19 protein-coding genes are annotated in these 17,427 nt (G+C 35.5%); 10 read left to right on the top strand and 9 right to left on the bottom strand.

Annotated features, from left to right (window positions below):
- The first annotated feature begins 121 nt into the window (after positions 1-121).
- Positions 122-1,483 carry a family 14 glycosylhydrolase gene (locus tag ACMAWV_RS05560; protein WP_412469781.1) on the top strand — a complete coding sequence of 454 codons (1,362 nt, stop codon included), beginning with the start codon at positions 122-124 and terminating at the stop codon, positions 1,481-1,483.
- On the opposite strand, the gene ACMAWV_RS05555 is transcribed toward ACMAWV_RS05560, so the two are convergent.
- Positions 1,467-2,786, bottom strand: a complete 1,320-nt coding sequence (locus ACMAWV_RS05555) for a S1 family peptidase (RefSeq protein ID WP_412469782.1) — start codon at positions 2,784-2,786, stop codon at positions 1,467-1,469. The genes ACMAWV_RS05560 and ACMAWV_RS05555 overlap by 17 nt on opposite strands.
- 175 nt (positions 2,787-2,961) lie before the next feature.
- Here ACMAWV_RS05555 and ACMAWV_RS05550 point away from each other — a divergent pair, with 175 nt between their 5' ends.
- Entirely contained in the window at positions 2,962-3,612 is a 651-nt protein-coding gene (locus ACMAWV_RS05550) for a thermonuclease family protein (protein ID WP_412469783.1), read from the top strand.
- On the opposite strand, the gene ACMAWV_RS05545 is transcribed toward ACMAWV_RS05550, so the two are convergent.
- Positions 3,613-4,545: a hypothetical protein gene (locus ACMAWV_RS05545; RefSeq protein ID WP_412469784.1), complete on the bottom strand. Its 933-nt coding sequence runs from the start codon at positions 4,543-4,545 to the stop codon at positions 3,613-3,615. It abuts the gene before it with no gap.
- Positions 4,546-4,621: 76 nt separating this feature from the next.
- On the opposite strand from ACMAWV_RS05545, the gene ACMAWV_RS05540 reads away from it, so the two are divergent.
- From ACMAWV_RS05540 to ACMAWV_RS05525, 4 genes are all read left to right on the top strand, one after another.
- Positions 4,622-5,404 (top strand): BtpA/SgcQ family protein, encoded by a 783-nt coding sequence (locus ACMAWV_RS05540; protein ID WP_412469785.1) that lies wholly within the window; start codon positions 4,622-4,624, stop codon positions 5,402-5,404.
- A complete protein-coding gene (locus ACMAWV_RS05535) occupies positions 5,404-6,198 on the top strand; it encodes a PfkB family carbohydrate kinase (protein WP_412469786.1) in 795 nt (264 codons plus the stop codon). Before ACMAWV_RS05540 ends, ACMAWV_RS05535 begins: the two co-directional genes overlap by 1 nt.
- Before the next feature lie 160 nt (positions 6,199-6,358).
- Positions 6,359-6,964, top strand: coding sequence for a hypothetical protein (locus ACMAWV_RS05530; RefSeq protein WP_412469787.1), 606 nt, complete (start codon positions 6,359-6,361; stop codon positions 6,962-6,964).
- A gap of 44 nt (positions 6,965-7,008) precedes the next feature.
- Complete coding sequence (locus tag ACMAWV_RS05525; RefSeq protein ID WP_392991239.1) at positions 7,009-7,638, top strand: transposase; 630 nt, start codon at positions 7,009-7,011, stop codon at positions 7,636-7,638.
- A gap of 35 nt (positions 7,639-7,673) precedes the next feature.
- On the opposite strand, the gene ACMAWV_RS05520 is transcribed toward ACMAWV_RS05525, so the two are convergent.
- Both ACMAWV_RS05520 and ACMAWV_RS05515 read right to left on the bottom strand, forming a co-directional pair.
- The gene (locus ACMAWV_RS05520; RefSeq protein ID WP_412469788.1) at positions 7,674-8,597 is read right to left on the bottom strand and encodes an ATPase, T2SS/T4P/T4SS family; all 924 of its coding nucleotides are present in this window, start codon (positions 8,595-8,597) and stop codon (positions 7,674-7,676) included.
- A gap of 70 nt (positions 8,598-8,667) precedes the next feature.
- Complete coding sequence (locus ACMAWV_RS05515) at positions 8,668-8,862, bottom strand: response regulator transcription factor (protein ID WP_158246772.1); 195 nt, start codon at positions 8,860-8,862, stop codon at positions 8,668-8,670.
- A 388-nt stretch (positions 8,863-9,250) separates the two neighbouring features.
- Between ACMAWV_RS05515 and ACMAWV_RS05510 the strand changes: the two genes are divergently transcribed.
- Positions 9,251-9,724 (top strand): hypothetical protein, encoded by a 474-nt coding sequence (locus ACMAWV_RS05510; protein ID WP_412469789.1) that lies wholly within the window; start codon positions 9,251-9,253, stop codon positions 9,722-9,724.
- Between the two features lie 27 nt (positions 9,725-9,751).
- On the opposite strand, the gene ACMAWV_RS05505 is transcribed toward ACMAWV_RS05510, so the two are convergent.
- Genes ACMAWV_RS05505 through ACMAWV_RS05495 form a run of 3 tightly spaced genes read right to left on the bottom strand, consistent with a single transcriptional unit; the run spans position 9,752 to position 12,403 of the window.
- On the bottom strand, positions 9,752-10,627 hold the full coding sequence (locus tag ACMAWV_RS05505; protein WP_412469790.1) for a GNAT family N-acetyltransferase: 876 nt from the start codon (positions 10,625-10,627) through the stop codon (positions 9,752-9,754).
- Positions 10,627-11,754, bottom strand: a complete 1,128-nt coding sequence (locus ACMAWV_RS05500; RefSeq protein ID WP_412469791.1) for a S1 family peptidase — start codon at positions 11,752-11,754, stop codon at positions 10,627-10,629. Before ACMAWV_RS05500 ends, ACMAWV_RS05505 begins: the two co-directional genes overlap by 1 nt.
- A complete protein-coding gene (locus ACMAWV_RS05495; RefSeq protein ID WP_412470818.1) occupies positions 11,744-12,403 on the bottom strand; it encodes a hypothetical protein in 660 nt (219 codons plus the stop codon). The genes ACMAWV_RS05500 and ACMAWV_RS05495 overlap by 11 nt, the downstream gene beginning before the upstream one ends.
- A gap of 178 nt (positions 12,404-12,581) precedes the next feature.
- Between ACMAWV_RS05495 and ACMAWV_RS05490 the strand changes: the two genes are divergently transcribed.
- Both ACMAWV_RS05490 and ACMAWV_RS05485 read left to right on the top strand, forming a co-directional pair.
- Positions 12,582-13,757, top strand: coding sequence for a PAS domain-containing protein (locus ACMAWV_RS05490; protein ID WP_392991225.1), 1,176 nt, complete (start codon positions 12,582-12,584; stop codon positions 13,755-13,757).
- Entirely contained in the window at positions 13,747-14,127 is a 381-nt protein-coding gene (locus ACMAWV_RS05485) for a response regulator (protein ID WP_103216642.1), read from the top strand. The genes ACMAWV_RS05490 and ACMAWV_RS05485 overlap by 11 nt, the downstream gene beginning before the upstream one ends.
- On the opposite strand, the gene ACMAWV_RS05480 is transcribed toward ACMAWV_RS05485, so the two are convergent.
- Positions 14,124-15,038 carry a universal stress protein gene (locus ACMAWV_RS05480; RefSeq protein WP_103216641.1) on the bottom strand — a complete coding sequence of 305 codons (915 nt, stop codon included), beginning with the start codon at positions 15,036-15,038 and terminating at the stop codon, positions 14,124-14,126. The two genes, ACMAWV_RS05485 and ACMAWV_RS05480, sit on opposite strands and share 4 nt — an antisense overlap.
- Before the next feature lie 137 nt (positions 15,039-15,175).
- On the opposite strand from ACMAWV_RS05480, the gene ACMAWV_RS05475 reads away from it, so the two are divergent.
- Positions 15,176-16,576: a hypothetical protein gene (locus tag ACMAWV_RS05475; protein WP_412469793.1), complete on the top strand. Its 1,401-nt coding sequence runs from the start codon at positions 15,176-15,178 to the stop codon at positions 16,574-16,576.
- Here ACMAWV_RS05475 and ACMAWV_RS05470 read toward each other — a convergent pair.
- The gene (locus tag ACMAWV_RS05470; RefSeq protein WP_412469794.1) at positions 16,573-17,412 is read right to left on the bottom strand and encodes a methyltransferase domain-containing protein; all 840 of its coding nucleotides are present in this window, start codon (positions 17,410-17,412) and stop codon (positions 16,573-16,575) included. The genes ACMAWV_RS05475 and ACMAWV_RS05470 overlap by 4 nt on opposite strands.
- Positions 17,413-17,427: the final 15 nt, after the last annotated feature.

Raw genomic sequence — 17,427 nt, 5'->3', positions numbered from 1 at the left:
AAAATTTAATTGGCAATAAAATTCGACATGCAAAATCGCTTCAATAAATTCAACAGCTTAGCGTTTAGTAATTTATACAACACAACTACTCTAGATAAATTTTCTAGAGTATAAAGCATCCATGAAAATCATAATCACTACCCTATTTCTAAGTCTTACGACGTATGCAAAAGTTTTTAATGTTATGGCACCTCTACTTGTAGGTGATCCAAATAATTTAAACTCTGATTATTCCAAATATCAAATTGAAGACTTTAAAAGACAGTTACATGAAATAAAGGCCCTGGGGGCAACAGGTGTCAGTACAGATATTTGGTGGGGATTAGTTGAAAAAAATGATAACCAATTTGATTGGCAATACTATCAGCTCTTAAGTGATTTAATTATTCAAGCAGGTCTAAAGTGGGTTCCAATTCTTTCATTCCATCAATGTGGTGGTAATGTTGGAGATACATGTAACGTCCCTATTCCAAATTGGCTTTGGAAAAAATACGGACAAGATGCCATGTCAAAATCAGAGCAAGGTAATTACTCAAAAGAATTTCTATCTGTGTGGACAACTAAAAATGCCATCGGAGAATTTTACGATGTCATGCACTCGTTTAATTATCACTTTGGTCACAAGATGAATCAAATTTATGAAATTAATATTAGCCTTGGCCCTGCAGGAGAGCTTCGTTACCCTTCTTATAACTCCCACGATTATGGCACAGGATATCCGACAAGAGGAGCAATTCAAGCCTACTCAAATCCAGCAATTGAAAGCTTTCAAAATGCAATAAAAGAAAAATATAAGAGTGTTAATGCCTTAAATAATGCGTGGGGTTTTGGATTACAAAAATTCACACAAGTTTTCCCACCAAATCCGAATTTCTTTTTTTCAAATAACGAACAGTATACTCAATATGGGAAGGATTTTTATCAGTGGTATTCTAATAGCTTAAAACAGCATGGAAAGCGCATACTATCTGCGGCCATTGACGTCTTTAGAATGCACTCACATATTCAACTAGGTTTTAAAGTACCAGGAATCCACTGGCGTGTGGCGCCTGGAGGGGATCGCCTAGCAGAGTTAAACGCAGGCTTAATCTCTACAGATAATGATATTTATAGCGATAATACAGGTCATGGCTATAACCGTATCATTGGTCTTGTTAACGAACTTAAGGCCGAGAAAAATTTTTACAATATCAACTTTCACTTCACTTGCTTGGAGATGGATAATTTTGATGGACCTACACATGCCCAAAGTTATGCTAAGGCCCTTGTGTTTTGGGTTGCTCAAGAAGCAAATCGACAAGGAGTAAGGATTCTCGGGGAGAATGCATTGGCAGGGACTTTATACTCGCAAAGAGCATGGGATAATATCGCCGATGCCCTTTACTTTGGAAATTATGATGGTGTTACATTTCTTAGAGTGGGAACAATTTTAAGCAGTGGACTAGCAAGAGACAACTTCTATCGCCTTACTCATCCACACTAACTTTTTTAAGTAGAAAGTCTGCTCTATCGTCCAAGGCTTTGTAATTTTCGCTTGAAAGCTTCCCTCCAGAAAGAGAAAGCTTTCTTACACTATCTCCGATCACAAAGTCATGATAGTAATTATTTAAATAGATCACATTTGAGCTTACACCTAAAACCATTTGATCTCGTCTTGTAATACGCATAGACTGATCTATTGTTACCTCTTCTAAGTTAGAAAAGAATCTTAAGAAATAATAATTTCCAACAATCCTCCATTTTCCTTGAATAAATTCCGCCTTACTACTAGGCTTCTCCGAATATGAAATTGTTTTAGAGAACCAAGCATTCATCGAATCACATTTAAAATTACCGATAACTCGAGAGGCATACGTATAAAGTCCCTGCCAACGAGCAATGCTTAAAGAGCTTAAATTATCACATTCTAATTCAGATGAGTTTTCTCTTTCATTTTGTGCAAACTCAAATGGATGATAATCAAAATCAGAAGGGTTATATTCTGTTTTATTAATTACACTTTCAATCCATGCCTTATAGTCTGGTAAGAATGTATACATCCCCTTTCCTGAAGAGCAATCGAGATCCTCAACACCATCAAAAGCTGCTTTAGCATACCCTTGAGTCGCCCCAACTAAGTAAGTTTTATCATCAATCATAACCGTGGCAGGACCACCAGAGTCACCACGACAAGCTCCGTTGTCGTCTTCATAAAGTAGAATTGAGCGCTCTAAAAGATTGCGCCTTATATCCATTGCTCTTACTTCAACCTTCTTGGCCCTACCAACAACTCCATTAGCATCTTGACCAAAGCCAGTAAGCTTAATCTTTCTATTTAAAATCTTATCACTTTCCAAAGGATCAAGAATTTCTATAACTTCAGCACTCTGTGGAGCTTCTTCTTCCAATTCAAGAATAGCGATATCAAAGTTATGCCCAAAGTCTCCTCTTACTGATTCAAGGTTATGCATTCTTAGCAAAGTATCCTGTGCCAAGTGGACTTCTTTGATATTAATAAATTTAGTACTGTTAGAAACAAAGGCAACTTGCATATTCTTAAAAGAAGAGCCAATCAAACAATGGGCAGCGGTAATAATGTGATTCTTAGAAATGAGGCTTCCAGTACAAAACGATTTATCCAGATCATTTTCTTTAGTTATAGCAACCGTATATTTGAGTTCCTCTGCTTGAATCGCTAGGGACTCTCCACCAATAATGGCATTCGCTTGTGTTTTAACTTCCATCGCTCTTTGGGAACAAGAAGTAAGTGAAATTAACAGGGCAATACATAAAGGAATATTTCTCATGTAAAGAATGTAGCAAAAGAGAGCACTCGTAAGTAAAACTTCGTAAAATCCAGATAGTAATTATATGTAAAACTCTTGGCCAGTTATCGTATTTTCAGCAAGTTAGACACTCACCGAAGCAAGTAAATCTTATCTGGCACCTATTCATAACTACTTTATTTTATTACAAAGCATTATGACAAAAATAAAACTTCTACTCCTAGCACTTCTACAATTATCGATCTATGCCATATCCTTTGAAGGTAAGGTCCTCTATATCCATGATGGCGACACCATGACTGTTTATAGTGACTTCCTTGGCAAGAAAAAGAATATCCGCATGCTAGGAATTGATACTCCTGAAGTAGACTTTAATGGTAATACTCAAGGACAAATATCTCTTGATGCTAGAGACTTTCTAAGAAGTCTTGTGCCAATTGGAAGTATGGTAACAATTGATCTTGGAAGAGATGGGGATCTTAATACTCGCCGTCTACTTGGAACAGTCTTGTATAAAGGTCAGGACATAAATTATGAGATGCTAAAATCGGGGCTAGCAGTTCCTTATTTTATCGAACCTTTTGATAAAGAAATCATGTACAAATATATGGAAATTTCTGAAAGAGTCTTTCTCGAAGAAATTGGTCTTTACGCACTAGGCGTTCAGCTTCCTTACGAGTTTCGCATGAGTGTTCAAAATCGAGTTGGAACAAATTACGTTGGTGACCTTAAGACGAAAATCCTTTATTCTCCTGAAGATGGCCACCTTGTACCACCTTATCGCAGACTCTTCATCCGTTCTTTTGAAAGAGCAATGCAACTGGGCTACAAATTATTTACAAAGTAATTATTCACAAACGTGCCTAACAATTTCACTTACACCATCACCTGATTCAACTTCAGTTGTGTAGATAAATTCGTTATCCTTTGGCCCGTATGCGATAGCCTCTTGTTGAGGAAGATCTTTTGTCCTAACAATTCTAAAGTCAGACTTTGCTTCTAATTTTCTAGAATTAAATTCCGCTAACGAATTAAATTCAATATTAAATTCGAAAACTGCCCCATAAGTTAGAACAAGTAGAGTTTTCCCATCTTTAGAGATGTCCATTGCTGTCGCAATCCTTCCCCAAAGATTGTAGTTATACAAATGAAATGGAAGATCAATAATTGCAACTTCCTTTAATTCCATTTTTTCTTCTTTCTTTACACCTTCTTGGATTTTTTCTTTTTCGATTTTGAATAGCTTCGCTGGCATTGCACGACGATTTTCTTCATCGACAATTTTAGTTAAAATATAAATATCACCACTTGGATGAACAACCATACTTTCAGCATCGTACTTTTCTTTATTTGGATAAACTAATCTCAAAACAAATTCAGGATCAATCTCTTTGGCATCATCTTTAAGCTTTGCTTCATTAAGAGCTACGACAGAAAGGAACTTTCTCTTCTTCTTATTGTCACCAATGTCGGCGATGTAAACACACTTCTGCTCGCCACATGGACCTAGAGACATATCTTCCATATCGTATGGTTTGAAATTGTTGACCTTAACTTTCTTTGTATTCTTTCCAGAAATAGTCGTCCAAAAAATCTCAGGGCCAGAACCAGAATCATTTAAGTTATACATACGATCATCATAAATCTGAGAGATTGCAATTCCTGACGTCTCATTTAAAACAGTATTATCAAGCCTACCAATGACCTGTGGCCCAGACCATTTCTGACAAATAGCAAATGATGAAATTGACACTAGCGCAAGTGTGATTAGACGTAACATAGATCCCCCAAAATGTTGCTGGACTATTAAATCACCCGTCGTTTACTATGACAATACACATGCATGGAGAGATTAAATGCTAGACTTTAAGGCAAAACCAATAATTGCAGTTATTTACCTTCGTCCGCTACTTGGCTACCCGAGTCATCCTGGGCTAAATAAAGTCATCGACTATGCTCTAGAAGACCTTGAAGTCTTAAGAAGGTGTGGAGTTGATGCTGCACTCTTAGAAAATGAGCATGACAGACCTTATACAGTTGAGGCTTCAAAGGAAGTCATCGCAAGTATGAGTGTTGTGGCCAACATGGTTCAAAGACAGGCCGGTAACTACCCTATAGGCTCAGAGTTTTTAATCAATGATCCTGAGGCATCACTTGCAATTGCTAAGGCCGGTGGGAACTCATTTATTCGTACAGACTACTTTGTCGATCGCATGGCACGAGAAGAATACGGTGGTGAAATGAAAATTGATCCAAAAGGCTTACTTGATTATCGAAAAAAGATTGCGGCAGATGACATTCAGCTCTTAACAGATATTCAGGTTAAGTATGCGACGATGTTAGAAGAGAAGTCTCTTGCCCAATCAGCTCGAGAAGCTTATGAATACAAGAGTGCTGCCGCCGTAGTTTCAGGGCACGAAACAGGAATTGCTCCTAGTGTTTCAGAAATTATGGAGGCAAAAGAAGGCGCACCAGATCTTCCAATCATTATTGGTTCTGGCCTTTCTCATAACAATCTAGATGAACTCTATCCTGCTCTTGACGGCGCTATCGTTGGAAGCGCGCTTATGACAGACACTCGTATGGATTATGAAAAGATTGCACCATTTATGGATATCGTAAGAAGGCTTAGACAATAATGTATACCTTCATTGGTGATGCTGGATTTGATGTATATTCAACATCAAACGAAAAATTTCTTGGCGGCTGCTCCTTAAATGTAGCAACCCACTTTAAGAGAAACTCAAATTTAAGAGCAAGCCTTATCTATCCTGCTGCAAGTGATGGTCAAGAGATCATCAGTCATTGCCAAAAAGAAGACATCCAAGCTCATCCACTTGAACGAAGTGGTAAGACACCAATTCAGTTTATCGAAACCCTTGAAAGTGGAGAAAAGAATTTTACAGAATACCAATCAGGCGTAATTGAAGATTTTGCATTAACAACGCAAGAAAGGAACATGATTTCTGCCCTCGAAGGCTACATCATTTGTCCATTATATACTCAGATCCTTCCGTTTATTGATCAACTTATTGCTTGTTCACCTAAAGCGAAATTCATTTTCGATTTCCACGATGCTAGTGAAATTGATATTGAAAAATATCTAAAACATGCAAGTCTCGCTCAGTTCGGCTTAGTTAATGGCCATCCTCTCGAAGACTTTCTCTATGACTATGTAAAGAGTCACGAGATTGAAATTTTGATAACAAGAGGAAAAGATACGATTAGCAAGTTATCAAAAAAACAAATTGAAAACTACAACCCAATCCCATTAGAAACAGTGGTCGACTCGACCGGAGCTGGCGACGCATTCCTAGGCGCATACCTCGCCCTCAACATTATCGAAAAAGCATCTCAATATGCAAAATCTATTTTATCTGTGAGGGGCGCTGTGAGGGGCGCGGGTACCAATCGAGAATTCAAAGACTTATAGTTGAAAATTAACCAATCCAAATACAAGTGCCTAACTACTTATTAGTGGAAATCTTCATATGTACCCGCGCCCCATTTTGAAAAATATTAATATCAAAATGAAAATAAAGTGCGCAATATCGGTGTAAGACTTATTACCTCTAAAAACAAGTGAGGTAAAAATGAATCAATTACTAATTAATTTTAAAGAATCAAAAACATTAAATGAATTAACAGAAATTCTAGATAGTGGATGGCAAACATATAAATCTAATGCATTGTTATACAGCAGCTTCACATTAGGTTTTTCATTATTACTATGGGCACTTTCAATTATCCCATTTGCCTCCGGTTTACTAACACCATTTTTTTTAGCATCGTTTTACACAGCAATCATCAAATCAGAAACGAAAAAAGAAATTACAATTTATGATTTCATTGCAATTCCTAAAGAAAAATTCAATCTAATTTTTATTAGCGGCTCCTTGTCATCATTGATTACATTCTTTGGTTTTATTCTCTTTATCCTTCCAGGACTTTACTTTTTCGCTTCTTATCTTTTTGTTATGCCTTTAACTCTAGAGAAACAAAATGATAAGTCTAGTGCATGGGAGTTATTAGAAGAAAGTAGAAAAATATTTACAAACAATTATAAAATCATCACAGCAGCTGTATTTGTTTACATTGCTCTAGCACTACTTGGAGCACTAGCACTCGGTCTAGGACTTTTTATCACAATACCTTTAATAACTTGTATCAATTATCAACTTTATAAAAAAATTAAGTAACAACTTATGGCGCTTAATGCGCCATTTTTTTTAGCGAGGTAATAATGCCTAAGAAAAAATTAATTCGACAAGGAGAATTCCCCTACCACGTTACGACTCGTAACAATAACAAAGACTGGTTTAGCATTCCTATGCATGAAGTTTGGGATATTTGTAAAGAGTCCCTAATTTATGCTCTAGAGAAAGAAAAAGTCGAAATAAACTGTTTTGTTCTTATGTCAAATCACTATCATTTACTTCTGACTACTCCTGATGAAAATATCGATCGTTTTATGATGCATTTCAATTGGAGAATTAGTTATTTAATTTCTAAAAAGACAGATAGAATTAATCACAAATTTAGCAATCGCTATAAATGGTCAATCGTGGCAAATCAAAGTTATCTCTATAATGTTTATCGCTATATTTACCAAAATCCGATACGTGCAGGAATCTCTGAAGCTTGCATTGATTATCCTTACACATCACTACATTTTACTAGTTTTGAAGCACAGCTATTTAAATATCGGCCTCATATAAATTATACTGGAGCTAAACAACTTATAGAAAGGAAGTACGATACTGACTTTGATAATTGTATCAGGAATTCCTTAAAGAAAAGCTACTTTACTCCAAAACAGAATATATCTGCACTTTATCTAAAAAGATTAAAAGGCATTAAGATTGGAATGTAACAAGTGGAAATCTCGATTGGTACCCGCGCCCCTTTTTAGGAGGCATAAAGAGGCTTAAGTTTTATTTCACCTTTTTCAAATGCTATCTCATGAATTGAAGAAATAAATCGTCGCTCACTTCCTGATTCCTTTTCTTGAAAGATGATATATTTGAAAACCTCAGAAACTACCAAAGCAGCTTCTTCTAAGTTATATCCATATGAAGAAACAACAGACTGTCTGATCAAACGATCAATTACATTAACAGGACCACTACCTCCAGCACAAGCAACTCCAACAGAATTATTTCTAACAAGATCAATATATGGATAACTCAATCTTTCATCTAAGTAGCTAAGTGTAATGTAGTCACCTCTAGATTCTTCCGCTGCACTCATGACCTCGGTAATAGAATCAGCATCTTTTCCACGTGGCATAAGTCTTGTGACTAAATTTCGATAAAAAACTATCGATGGCGTTGTTTCGATAGAAACGAGTGTCTTCTCTTTTGGTAAGAGATTTAGAATCGTATTATAAAGAGTTGTCTTGCCTGAACCAAAGTCTCCTGCACAAAGAATACCTTTATTTGATCCAACAATTTCTGTAATAATATCTTTTCCTTTTTCTGTAAGCGCATTTAAAGAGACATAATCCTCAAGAGATAAAATTTTCTTAGGAAGTTTTGTTAATTTAAGCGAAGGGCCTTTAATCGATATCGGAGAAAGAACAACTGAAGCAGTTAGAACTTCTGTTATATATCTAGAGAAGGACACTTGATCTTTAGTTATACTAAAACGATCTTTAAGTGCGTTGATGACACTTTCATACTCGTCTTTACTATTGAAGCATTGTACAGGGTGCCAGCTATCATTTTTTTTAACTGATACATCGTGATAAGCACCAATGCTAACTTCATCAATAGATTCGTCACATACTAATTTATATAAATTTCCAAGTACTGCTTCTAATTGATCGTTCATCTTCTCTCCTACAGTTAATATCTACTGTAAGCTTATTTGTTATCTTAAAATTAATCACCTAGGGACTTCCCTAGGAGGCTACTAACCACCTGAATTTAAGTGCATTAGTGACGGCCTCTGTACGCTTACTTGCTTGAGTCTTTTTGAAAATAGAGCTCATATGGTATTCAATAGTCTTTTCAGATATAGAAAGAGCATTGGCGATCTCTTTATTCGTGTAACCAAGAAAGACCAAATCTAGTACTTCAGCTTCTCTTGCAGTCAAAGGATTATCAGATGAAATCGCCGACTGATCGACTGATTTTGTTAAAGACTCCAGAGTTTTAGCGACGCGATTAAGGCATAGAGATTGGTTTTTACCTCGAGAGTAAAGACGACATTCTTTTGCTAAATTGAGTAATTCTGCCTCAAGGGTTTTGATAGATGCTCCCCTAATTAAACTAAATTAGTAAAAAACAAAAAATCCGTAGTATTCCTATCGGTTAATGGCCTTGAAATAATTAGCTTATTTGATCTTTGGAGAGAGTTAAACTACTGAAATCTCGATTGGTACCCGCGCCCCTTTTAAGTAAGAATTACAGGAGGAGGTGTCATATGGTCTAAATAGAGTTAATTAAGTTGAATATTGAATAAAAAGGGACAAAGAGGGGCAAATGAAGATCTTATCACTACTTACCATTCTATTTACTCTAAATGCCACAGCAGGATGTCTTGAAGACCAAACAAGCTGTGACTACGAATTTCAAGGCTGTGTGAATTTTGCGATTCAAATGCCATATGAAAAAGATATCTCTTCAATGCTCTATCGCTGTCAGGAGAAATACTTAACAGTAATCACTTATGAACAATGTATGTCAGTGGCAGAAGAAATGATCTTCATGAGAGACAAGAATAAGGCCCGCGCAATATGTGGAACACAATTTGGTGGTGCATTTAATTTTGATCAATGCCTAGCTCATGCTGAGGCACAAGCCTATACTGAAGATATCACTCGCCTAGGACTTGAATGTTTTGAAAAACAAAAAGAAACAATCACACTAGCACAGTGCTCACAGATTGCTGCACTTATGCACTTTATTAAAGACAAGAACTATATCAATCGATACTGCTTTGAAAAGCATTTCTAAATACAAAGCCTCCGAAAGGAGGCTTTTTTATTTTCGCACTAATTCAAGATATGCATACATTGCTCTTCGCTTGAGCTTCTTCGAAAAACCAAGAACCTCGTTGGTTGAAGAGACCCCCGCATAAATCGAAACTTTCTTTTTCTTAAAATATTTCAATGCTTCATAGTATAGCAGTTTCGAAACACCACGGCCTTGAGCCTCCGGATGAACTGAAATTGACATTATATGACCTATCTTAGTTCTTGTAATACTTGGAACGATGAAACCAATTGCCTTCCCGTCCTCAACAGCAACTAACGCATCCACATCATACTTAATAAGACCATCCACAAAACCCAAAAACATCTTACGGGGAAAATTCTCACAGCGTGAAGTTGCACTAAACTTGTGAGCAAGGTACTCAATATCGACAACCTCATCTCTTAATTCTTTATTGAGTTTTACGATTTTAACATTCTTATCAAACTCATATTTTGAAAGATACTTTAGGCCATCATCAACACTTGCCAGAAGCTCCTCTCCACGGCTTCGGCCGCCTAACTCGAGCAATTGATTATATATTTGTGACTTTACTGGAACATAGAAGTGTGCTCTTTTAATGCGTTTAACATTTTTAAACACATCCTCGATCATGTCTCTAGTTTCAAGTACAGACCATTTTGGAGCAATTTGAACATCAACTTTTATTATTCTAAGACCTATATCATTTGAAGCAAAGAACTGATAAAGGTATTTATTTTTCTTCTCATCATGACGTGTGAATTTAGAAATATCACTTAAACTCTCTCTAATATCATTTTTACGAGTTGAAGTGTATTTTTTTGGTACAGGGATGTCCTTGCTTTTGCAAAATTTCACGAGAGCAGAATTATCATATAACAAATCAAGGAGCTTTCTATTCATTAATAATCCAATAAACTTTTAATAGTTGGATGATCTACTTTTTCTAGCTCTGCCTTGATATACTTCATCGAAGTTGCAAAACTACCATCATTCCAAATGCTAGAAATATTAGCTTCTTTTTCTTCTATTAATTGTTTTGACGTTAAACCAATTTTCTCAGTTTGAATTCTTGTGATGATACCAACCAGCTCACCTGTTTCACGATCAACTAATGGAGATCCTGAATCACCACCTGAAGAATCACAACCTGTAGCAATTGAATAAACCTTATCAAGCTTTCTTACTCTATCATCTCCAAAAATAATCTGACAGTCATGAGAATTCTCGTAACGTGCTAGTCCAAGTTTCTCATTATCAAAGAAACCAAATCCGACAGTAGTTAGAGGAGTTCCCTCAACGGCAACTTTATCAAAATTTAACTTCACAGGTGTTACAGTTTCCATAAGAATTGATTCTTTATCCTCCATGTCGATTGAAACAATCGAAAAATCTAAATCATCACTATAGAAAACAAGCTCTTTTGCTTTTAAAGAAAATTTTGGTCCGGCAATAAAATGAAAAAGCATATCTTTAAAGTTTTCACGATCAATAACATGGGCAGCAGTAGCAACAAGGTGCTCTCCTGCAAAATGGCCGAGATAAAAAGCTGTACCAACATTCTTCAGTGTTAATTTATTGGCAGTATTTACTACGCCAAGTCCAGTGATTAAGATTGAGCTCTTTAGTGTTTCTACATCTGGCGAATCATTTTCACTAATATGAGTACGATTCCATTCATCACCAATAATATACTCTTTAATATTTAGATCTCTTCTCTGATTCGAAAGTACATATTTAAGATAAACGCTTGGGTAATTAATATTTTCGTAGAGCTTAATAATAGCTTGATAAACTGACCTTGAAGAACAAGTATGCTCGATGCGATTAACTTTAGTTACATAAGCTCTAATATATTCTTGTCTTAAATCCATGAGATTCGTTATATATACACCGTCATCACTCATATTCTTAGTGATGCTTGTAATTTCGGCCAGAGAGCTTCTTTCTTGCTCCTCACTACACAATTGTGCTTGAGTATTGAAAGTGATTAAGAATAAAATTAGAATAATTGGTAAATTAAAGCGCATTTTCTATTAGACCTTTTTTAGCGTTTAGTTTCTTTTTAGTTAAACGAATTAGACGATTTAAGGAGATATATCTCTCCTTTCCTTTACGCATACAAAGTTCATTACTTTCACTAGCAATTTCAATAACGGCATTGCGAACTTCTTCATATGAATAATTTGAATTCTTATATTTACGATTGACTCGTTTTACAAATATATAGAATAGATTATTGTCACGACTATATTTATTCTCTTGTAACTCAAGTACTTCTTCTTCGATTTTAGAATCTATATCCTGATTAGCAATTTCTTCTTCAGAGAGCTCAGACATTTTTAAAATAATATATGTTCCAATAATTCCTTTTTCATTTTGTAAAAGATCAAAGAAAGAAGCAACAGCAGTAATTCCAAGAACAATTGGGATAGAGAATGGAACAAACGCCACAATAAATACAGCAATAGGATGACCAACAACTTTTGCTAACCAGTAGTAACCTTTTAACTTATATACCCAATCTTTATCTGTCTGATTACTTGACTGGTCTTTAGGATAGAATGTCTCAATTTTATCTTTATAGGCGTCCATACACTGATATTCAAAAGTGCTTGCCTGGGCAGTACTCCATAAAATCGAAATACATAAGAATAGGGTTTTAAGTATTTTCATCATATTTGTAGAAAAGAGAATAAATGAATTTTTTATAAAATACTTAAGTATTGAAATAAGTATCTCGGTGTTCAGGTAGTATACACCTCTACACTTACCAATAATATTAACCACTTAGACTCAACCTATATTTAAACATTCTTTAATCCAATCTAATTATCTCAATACCGAAAAAACCATTGTGGAAAATAAACTTAACTTAGACATTCTACTAGAAAATATTGATGGCATTGCCTATCGCTGCTTAAATGATAAACAGTGGACAATGCTATTTATGACTTCAGGAGTAGAAAGGATTCTTGGGTATAAACCTGAAGAATTAATCAATAACAATGAATTATCGTTCGCTGATATCTACCACCCTGATGATGCTCTTAGAGTTTGGAATGAAGTCCAACTTGCTATTGAAAATCACACATTCTTTACCATTGAATATCGAGTTAAACATAAGAAAGGTCATTATATTTATGTGTGGGAGCAAGGCATCGGTATTTATGAGAATGGCAACCTAATTGCTATTGAAGGCTATATCTGTGATATCACAATTAAAAAACTTACAGAAATGGAGCTAATGGAGATCGTTGAAAAGCAAGCAAAAGAACTTCTTAAGAAAAAAGAAGGTGAAATTGAAAGAGCGAACTTTCAACGCATTTTAGAGCTCACAAAAGGTATGGCCCACGAATTAAAAAATCCACTTACACTGACATTAAATTCTTACCAAATACTTAGAGCTGAGATTTTTAGAAAAGAGCGTCGTCCAGAGAGAATTGATATGCTCCTGTCTGTTATGAAAGATGCCAATACTCGAATAAATGATATCGTAGAAACAATTGATTTAACTTTTCGTTCCGTATCTAATATCAAAGAAATTTTCAATGTAAGTAAACTAATCGAAAAAAGTTTAACTATCGATTATAAGCAAGAAATAAAAGAACAAAATATACACTTATCAATTTCCGAAGAAACCTCTAACTATAACCTATTCATAACCGGGCAAAACTTTATTCAAGCTCTAAAAAACATAATAAAAAACTCAATCAATGCACTTCAAGAGAGTAGTAAAAACAACAAGAGAGAAATAAGTATAAATATCGAAATTGATAATAACAATCAATCGTTATTACTTAAAATTAAAGATACGGGAATAGGCATCTCACAAGAATATGTAAAAAGTGTCACTCTCCCCTTTTATTCTGCAACCTCACAAAAAACGAGTGGTGGATTGGGGCTGGCAATTGCAAAATTCTTACTACATAACGATAAAATTGATATTTCATTTAAAAGCGATATTGGTAATTGGACAGAAGTTACTTTAAGTATTCCAAAGGAAAGGTGGAGGCATAGCGATGGCGATTAATATACTCTTTGTTGATGATGAAGAAGCTCTACTTGAACTTATCGAAATGATATATGAAGAAGATGTTCTAGCAGGAAAGCTAAGTACACAATTTGCATTATCAGGAAAGGAAGCTCTTACAAAACTAGCTAGTGATAAAGGTATAGACATAACTGTACTCGTCACCGATATAAATATGCCTGATATGAATGGTATAGAACTCGTAAAAGAAGTTAAAAAGAAATATCCACATATCATCATCTATATGATGTCTGCTTATGGTGATCAAAAAACACTAGAAGAAGTGAGTAAACTTGATATTAAGCACTACTTTAATAAGCCTGTAGACTTTAGTGAACTCAAATCAACTATTGAACAAGATTTAAGCTAAACATGTAGAAGATAAATATTGCAATCAGTTCTTTTCATTATATCTAAAGTAACACTACCAAGAGAAAGGTGTTCAAAAATATAATGCTGTGGTTTTAAAACCACAAGATCTGACTTTTCTTCTTTAAGTAACTCTTCAAGACGACGTGCTGGTTCAGCATTGAGAATCATCTTTAATGTATAGCTCGCTTCTACTCCTTGTTTCTTTAACAGTGCCTGTGCCTTTTGAAGCTCATCCTCGGCTCCCTTATGAAGCTCAGACATCTCATTAGAAAGGACTTCTCGAGGAAAAGGCCCATCAGGGAATACTTCCAAATTATAGCTCACAAAATTAATTGGAACGATACAATCCATATGAACTTTAGCGTTGTTACATTTTGCAAGATTTGCAACTTTTGCCAAATCATCTTCATCGATTGACTCATAAGGAATAAGATAAGTTATTTTTTTAAATGTATCGACTCCAGATTTATTGATAAGAACATCCTTATTCAAATTAAAAAGAGATTTTTCTGCAAATGTATTGAGAAAGAATCGATGTAGGTCACCGTGATGACTGGCACCGACAGACAGGACCTCCATTTCAGGGTCTTCCTTCAAATGCTCAATTCCTTCATTTATTGATCCCTCGAAGTTTTCAAAATCAATATCTTCTTTATCAATATCAAGACGTCCAAGGGTTGCGTTCACCATCTCTAAAGATGTTTCTTCAATTCTCTTTTTCCAAATAGGATCTTCAATTCGACGCGACAGGGCCGAAGACGCGTGAAATTGTTTTTCTATCTGAGGAGAAATTGTATCGATATGGTAGAGAGAAGGTTTTAATCCTAGGGCCTTAGCAAAATTAAAACCTGAACGAATATTTTTTTCAGAACCTTCATGAAGGTCTGAGCAGATAACCAGTTTTTTCATGCTGCCTCCAAGTATATATTATTTGGCAAATGGATTTAATAAAACTTAAATTAACTCTATATATTCAAAGATTGGACTGCTATCACTTGTACTTTAGAGCCAGTTAACTTGGCGCTAGACTTGCTATGATAATACTCATGAAGTTGATGAATACTAAAAATCACATCCTTAGCGTGATGTACGTCTTATTTCTATGTCTAATTCTTGGTCAGAAGTCTACATATTGTGCAATTATTGACAATAATAGCGAGGACAATATCTACGCTTCCCAAAAAGACAAAGAGCGTTTTGAGATAAAGAATCTAGTTAACGAGACGGGATTTGATTATGGGATAGACCTCAGTGATCAAGACCTAGAAGAAATTGCTGAGAGTGTTGGGAAATTTAAAATCTCTACACTAAGCTTTTCAAAAAGTCGCTTTAATCGTGAAGGTGCCATCGAGTGGTATCATAATATTCGTAACGTTAGTAAAGTATTTTACAACGTTATAACTGATCATAAACACTACAATGAGCATACTGCGGTTAGAGCTTCAATAAATATGGCGCATCAGCTTGTTTCATGGTGGATAACTCGAACAAATTACACCCTAGTACATGAAGTTGCTCATGGTGAGGCAATAAAAGAATTCGGCGGAAAAGATATCAAGCTATGGGTTGGAAACGACTCTTTTGATAGTGTTGGTGCATTCTATCTAGCATTCATGTCAACATATAATCGAGGTGCTATTAGCTACACAGTAGATACATTAAGTCCCGAGCAAGAAGCAGCTATTTCAGCAGCTGGCATTAACTCACAACTGCGTTTAGCAGAAGAGATTGCAGAAGAAAGTATTATTAATCGCAGGTTTGATCAAAGTGATGCCCTTCACTATATATTGAATAAAGTCATCTCGACAGTTTACTATCAATACGATCCAAATTCGAATATGAGTGACCTCGCCCACTACGCGCAAGCACTTCATCAGCAAGGAATCATCCATGCAGATGAAATTGATTCTACAAAAGAGTATATCTCGAATATTTCTTTCTTAGCGACACTCTTATCAGGTAGAACATGGGAGGCCGTAAACGCTTTTAGTGACGAAATTATGTTAAATAAACACTACACTGACACGTATGCATTCAAAACACCAGTGGGCGAAGTAACATGGCCAGAATTTGCAGCATTCCTAAACAATAAAGGAGTTAGTGGAAAAATCTCAGCGAGCCTTCTAACTGAATCTCGCATGACATATCACTTTTCATTTGAAACACCACTAATTGGAGAAACAGCTAACGAAGTAGGTTTAGGATTTACATATAAGTCAGATAGTTGGCAAACAACAGTTAAGACATATTTTAACGATCAAGATGGCCGTGGTGCTACAATTAGATCTCAATACGATGTTGGAAGAAAAAATGGTTTTTCTTTCTTTGCTGAGGCCAAGGCCGAAAATGGTACACTTAACCAAAGAAGGCATCAATACAGCCTAACAGGACAAGAAAGTAATGAATTTGAAACTAGTTTTAATATTGGGGTTGAATATCGTTTCTAAGAACGATAGAAATTTACAACGCGTCCCTGTTGCTTGCGGCTTTGATGAGATTCTAACTTCTCAAGGCCAGCAAGATTGTCCAGTGCATTCAGCATAATTTCATCCCAACCAGAAATAAATAGCAGATAAAACTTGGCCCCAGAATCAATTAGATCCTTAAAGTGAGCAATAAGCCTTGGAACGTTATCTGTACCAACTGAATCGTAGAGATAGTAAACATCACGGCCGGCAAAAGCCTGAGGATTTTCTAGGAAATCACAAGTTTCAAATTTAACATTATCTAGTTTAAAATAGCTAGCAACTGAATTTGTGAACTCAACTCTTTCCTCAACTAACTCAAGACCTAGATAATCAAGCTTCTTATCCATCATTAAGGCCATATAGAGCAAAGCACGTCCTGTTCCAGAACCAAGATCACATACACTTTTTATATCACTTCTAGAATTGATAAAACTAATCAAGAGATCAAGATCATCATAGCAGGCCGTATAAACGTGATAATTTTCTCCAAAGATAACATTATCATCGTCACCATTACACTCATTCCCCTCTTCATATTCTTCAGGATAAAGATGTTCAATATCTATAATACGAAGAAGCCTGTCATAAATTAAATCACGGAAACTTGGATCAAACTCACCACGAGCAATAATTTTTTTAACAGATTTGAAGATCTCGGTCATGAGTGGGAACTCAATATTATCAAAGAACCTCTCTCTTAAAACAAGAGCATCTCGACTATTGATCTGACAAATCTTATTTAAAAACTTACTTTGTTGATCGATCGGTCCTGCTAGAACCTTTTTCCATTTTTTATCGGCTTTTTGAAAGAACATATTTTCAAACTAGCA

It is taken from the genome of Halobacteriovorax sp. RT-1-1 (assembly GCF_047085455.1).
Taxonomy (GTDB): domain Bacteria; phylum Bdellovibrionota; class Bacteriovoracia; order Bacteriovoracales; family Bacteriovoracaceae; genus Halobacteriovorax_A.
Note: the sequence above shows the minus strand (reverse complement) of the source record. Positions and strands in the feature narration are given on the sequence as shown.

Excerpts from the sequence above, each read along its gene's own strand:
- ACMAWV_RS05530 (WP_412469787.1), top strand. The coding sequence starts at position 6,359 with ATGAATCAATTACTAATTAATTTTAAAGAATCAAAAACATTAAATGAA.
- ACMAWV_RS05505 (WP_412469790.1), bottom strand. The coding sequence starts at position 10,627 with ATGAATAGAAAGCTCCTTGATTTGTTATATGATAATTCTGCTCTCGTG.
- ACMAWV_RS05560 (WP_412469781.1), top strand. The coding sequence starts at position 122 with ATGAAAATCATAATCACTACCCTATTTCTAAGTCTTACGACGTATGCA.
- ACMAWV_RS05470 (WP_412469794.1), bottom strand. The coding sequence starts at position 17,412 with ATGTTCTTTCAAAAAGCCGATAAAAAATGGAAAAAGGTTCTAGCAGGA.
- ACMAWV_RS05525 (WP_392991239.1), top strand. The coding sequence starts at position 7,009 with ATGCCTAAGAAAAAATTAATTCGACAAGGAGAATTCCCCTACCACGTT.
- ACMAWV_RS05475 (WP_412469793.1), top strand. The coding sequence starts at position 15,176 with ATGAAGTTGATGAATACTAAAAATCACATCCTTAGCGTGATGTACGTC.
- ACMAWV_RS05520 (WP_412469788.1), bottom strand. The coding sequence starts at position 8,597 with ATGAACGATCAATTAGAAGCAGTACTTGGAAATTTATATAAATTAGTA.
- ACMAWV_RS05510 (WP_412469789.1), top strand. The coding sequence starts at position 9,251 with ATGAAGATCTTATCACTACTTACCATTCTATTTACTCTAAATGCCACA.
- ACMAWV_RS05540 (WP_412469785.1), top strand. The coding sequence starts at position 4,622 with ATGCTAGACTTTAAGGCAAAACCAATAATTGCAGTTATTTACCTTCGT.
- ACMAWV_RS05535 (WP_412469786.1), top strand. The coding sequence starts at position 5,404 with ATGTATACCTTCATTGGTGATGCTGGATTTGATGTATATTCAACATCA.
- ACMAWV_RS05545 (WP_412469784.1), bottom strand. The coding sequence starts at position 4,545 with ATGTTACGTCTAATCACACTTGCGCTAGTGTCAATTTCATCATTTGCT.
- ACMAWV_RS05550 (WP_412469783.1), top strand. The coding sequence starts at position 2,962 with ATGACAAAAATAAAACTTCTACTCCTAGCACTTCTACAATTATCGATC.
- ACMAWV_RS05555 (WP_412469782.1), bottom strand. The coding sequence starts at position 2,786 with ATGAGAAATATTCCTTTATGTATTGCCCTGTTAATTTCACTTACTTCT.
- ACMAWV_RS05500 (WP_412469791.1), bottom strand. The coding sequence starts at position 11,754 with ATGCGCTTTAATTTACCAATTATTCTAATTTTATTCTTAATCACTTTC.
- ACMAWV_RS05495 (WP_412470818.1), bottom strand. The coding sequence starts at position 12,403 with ATGATGAAAATACTTAAAACCCTATTCTTATGTATTTCGATTTTATGG.
- ACMAWV_RS05485 (WP_103216642.1), top strand. The coding sequence starts at position 13,747 with ATGGCGATTAATATACTCTTTGTTGATGATGAAGAAGCTCTACTTGAA.
- ACMAWV_RS05480 (WP_103216641.1), bottom strand. The coding sequence starts at position 15,038 with ATGAAAAAACTGGTTATCTGCTCAGACCTTCATGAAGGTTCTGAAAAA.